This is a genomic window from Streptococcus sp. 1559, assembly GCF_013276735.1.
GTDB classification, from domain to species: domain Bacteria; phylum Bacillota; class Bacilli; order Lactobacillales; family Streptococcaceae; genus Streptococcus; species Streptococcus pseudopneumoniae.
Genome location: NZ_VMLO01000139.1, coordinates 1 through 775, shown reverse-complemented (window position 1 = coordinate 775; position 775 = coordinate 1). Strand labels below are relative to the sequence as shown.

General features: G+C 45.3%; 1 pseudogene. It reads right to left on the bottom strand.

Features of this window, described 5'->3' with window-relative positions:
* Positions 1-775: pseudogene (locus tag HT688_RS11445) on the bottom strand (hypothetical protein); the annotation flags it as partial.

Sequence of the window (775 nt, the reverse complement as noted above, 5' to 3'; positions counted from 1 at the left end):
TCCGATGAATCCCCTCCACGTCTTCTTGATAGCTTGATTTCCCTACATAATCTCTGGATATCTGCTCACGAACTGCTCTTGCTTGTCTCGCGCTCTCCTCACGAGTATAGCGCTGTAAGCTTTTCTGTCTTTGACCATCTTGAGCAACATAGGCCTGAACAGCCGACAAATCCGTTCGCAATTCCTGCGCTGTTCGCTCAAAGCTAGCCTTAGCTTGTGTGATGAGACCATTGGTGTCTTCAAGCGCTGGACTCCAGTCTGTCGCTAGGGTACCTTTTTCAAGTTTAATCCTACGAATGAAAATAGTTCCTCCGTATCCTAAATCTGAATTGAATAGGGTCATCTGTAGCTTGGATTCAGAGGGCGCATCCTCTTTAAAAAATACCGGACCTGTAAGCCTAAATCGCTGCCACTCCCTAGTCGCAGTGAACTCTTTTCGTCCCTCTATACCAAAGCCATTCGCCCCACCATGCGACATATGGAAAGGAAAAGAACCATCAACTTCATCGAGTTTACAATCAAACGAGAGAGTCCAAGTTGTCCCAATATCGGACTTTGAAAGATAGGGATCTAGATTATCAAACACAAAACCAAAACGAGACTGTTGAATTTTCTCGGAATCACGATAATAGTTCCGACCACCAACTTGCATATTTGAAAATTCTTCTCGTAATTTTCCAGCTTCAGCCACAACTAAGGTCTTATCTGCCTTGTCCTTGGTTGCGTTCAGGATTTCCTGGCGGATAGAGCCAGCTCGCACCTCAAATTCAGCCTG